Below are 2,075 nucleotides of genomic sequence, written 5' to 3'. Positions count from 1 at the left end.
CCCGCCGGCGGGCCGTCCACGGCGAACCCCGGGTGAACGTCAAAGCCCTTGCGTCATCCGTGGTCAGGCTCGGGGACATCTGGCGCCACGGTGTGCCATGCGGAGCCATTCGGGGCCATCGGGTGCCACCGGTGGGTCGGCGGGACGCGTGGTGTCATCGCGGCTCACCATGGGTTCCACGAGATTTTCGCAGGTCAGGGCGTTCGTCTGAGGCGTCCATTCGATGGGTGGCGCCTGGGTGGTGCCATGTGCCTTGCGTGTGGCGTCATGGAGGTGCCATGATGGCGTCATGGACCTCACCCCGTACGTCGACTCCCTCCGCCGTGAGCTCGCGGTGGCCGCCCAGGCCGGCGGCGACGAAGCCCGCGAGCTGGCTGAGCGGCTCACCGCGCCCCTGGAGTCCGCGACCCGGCTGACGATGCTCAACGTGCTCTCCGCCGCGATGGACGAGATCACCCGCGACCTCGCCCCGGGTTCGGTCGACGTACGACTGCGCGGGCTCGACCCCGACTTCGTGGTCACGCCGCCGCCCGCCTACGGCGGCGCTGCCGCGGAGCCGGCCATGCCCGCCGAGCCGCTCGGCGCTCCCGCGTCGGCCGACCTCGACGAGGGCGGCACGGCCCGCGTCAACCTGCGCCTGCCGGCCCACCTCAAGACCCGCGCCGAAGAGGCCGCCGCCCGCGACGGCCTGTCGGTCAACGCGTGGCTGGTGCGCACCGTGTCGGTCGCGCTCGACGGCGGAACCCGGTCGCGTGCGCCGGAGAGGGCCCAGACCGTCGGACAGAGCTTCACGGGCTGGGTGCGCTGATCGAGTCCCCGCCCACCGCCCCCCCTGCCACGTCAGCCAGACGCTCCAACCGCTTCAACTGTTCCAGCCGCTCCACCCGCACCACTTCACCGACGCCCCGTTCACCAGCGGGGACAGCCCGAGGCCCCAAGAGGACGGGACAGCCATGCCTTCTTTCGACACCCCCGAACCGATTTCGGTCACCGCCTACGTGTACGCCGGATCGATCCAGTTCACCGCCGGCGACCGCCTCGACACCGTCGTGGAGGTGCGACCCCGCGACCCGAAGAAGGACCTGGACGTACGCACGGCCGAGCAGACCGAGGTCGGCTGCACGGGCGGCGCCCTGACCGTCACCACGCCCAAGGCCAATCTGCTCGGACGGGGCGGCACCGTCGACGTGACGGTGGAACTGCCCACCGGTTCCGGCATCGACGTGACCGGCGCCGGGGTCAGGGTGCTCAGCGACGGCCGGCTCGGCGAGGTGCGTGTGAAGACCTCGGCCGGCGACGTCCGCCTCGACACCACCGGCCCGTTGCAACTGAAGGCGTCGCACGGTTCGACCATCGTCGACCGGGTCGAAGGCAGGGCCGACATCACCAGCAGCACCGGAGACGTGCGCGTCGGCCTCGTCGACGGCCCCGCCGTCCTGAAGAACTCGCACGGCACCATGACTGTGGGCGCCGTGACCGGCGAGCTGCAGGTGAACGGCGCCAATGGCGCCATCGACATCCGGCGGGCCGAGGCGTCGGTCACCGGCACCACCACCAACGGGCTCCTCCGAGTCGCCGAAGTCAGCCGTGGCGAAGTCCGGTTGGAGACCTCCAACGGCTCGATCGAGGTCGGCATCCGCGAGGGAGCTGCCGCCTGGCTCGACGTCAGCTCCAACCGCGGGCATGTGCGCAACGCGCTCGCCGCGTCGGAGCCCCCGGAGCAGGCCGCGGACGTCGTCAGGCTTCACGCGCGGACCAACTGGGGCAACATCGACGTCCTGCGCGCCAAGGTCTGAGGACCTCCCCGCCCCGCCGGTCCCCCTGTCGACCCCCAACTCGTCGCATCACTCCATCCATCACTCCATCCCTGCATCACTCCAGCTTCGCCCGGGAGGGCCACATGCCTGGACCTGTCATGTCCACATCCAATTTGGACGACGGCTGCGCACCGTCGGCCGCCATCTCCGCCGCCGGGTTGCGAAAGTCCTACGGCGACAAGACCGTCCTCGACGGAATCGATCTGCACATCCCGGCCGGGTCGGTGTTCGCGCTGCTCGGACCGAACGGCGCAGGCA

2 protein-coding genes and 1 pseudogene are annotated in these 2,075 nt (G+C 70.9%); all 3 read left to right on the top strand.

Annotation, left to right across the window (positions count from 1 at the left end):
• The first annotated feature begins 289 nt into the window (after positions 1 to 289).
• The gene (locus tag ABT300_RS43515; protein WP_351688575.1) at positions 290 to 808 is read left to right on the top strand and encodes a hypothetical protein; all 519 of its coding nucleotides are present in this window, start codon (positions 290 to 292) and stop codon (positions 806 to 808) included.
• Positions 809 to 953: 145 nt separating this feature from the next.
• Entirely contained in the window at positions 954 to 1,796 is an 843-nt protein-coding gene (locus ABT300_RS43510; protein ID WP_351688573.1) for a DUF4097 family beta strand repeat-containing protein, read from the top strand.
• 104 nt (positions 1,797 to 1,900) lie between these two features.
• Positions 1,901 to 2,075, top strand: a pseudogene (locus ABT300_RS43505) (ABC transporter); the annotation flags it as partial.

The organism is Streptomyces sp. NPDC001027, from assembly GCF_040299045.1.
Taxonomy (GTDB): domain Bacteria; phylum Actinomycetota; class Actinomycetes; order Streptomycetales; family Streptomycetaceae; genus Streptomyces.
Note: the sequence above shows the minus strand (reverse complement) of the source record. Positions and strands in the feature narration are given on the sequence as shown.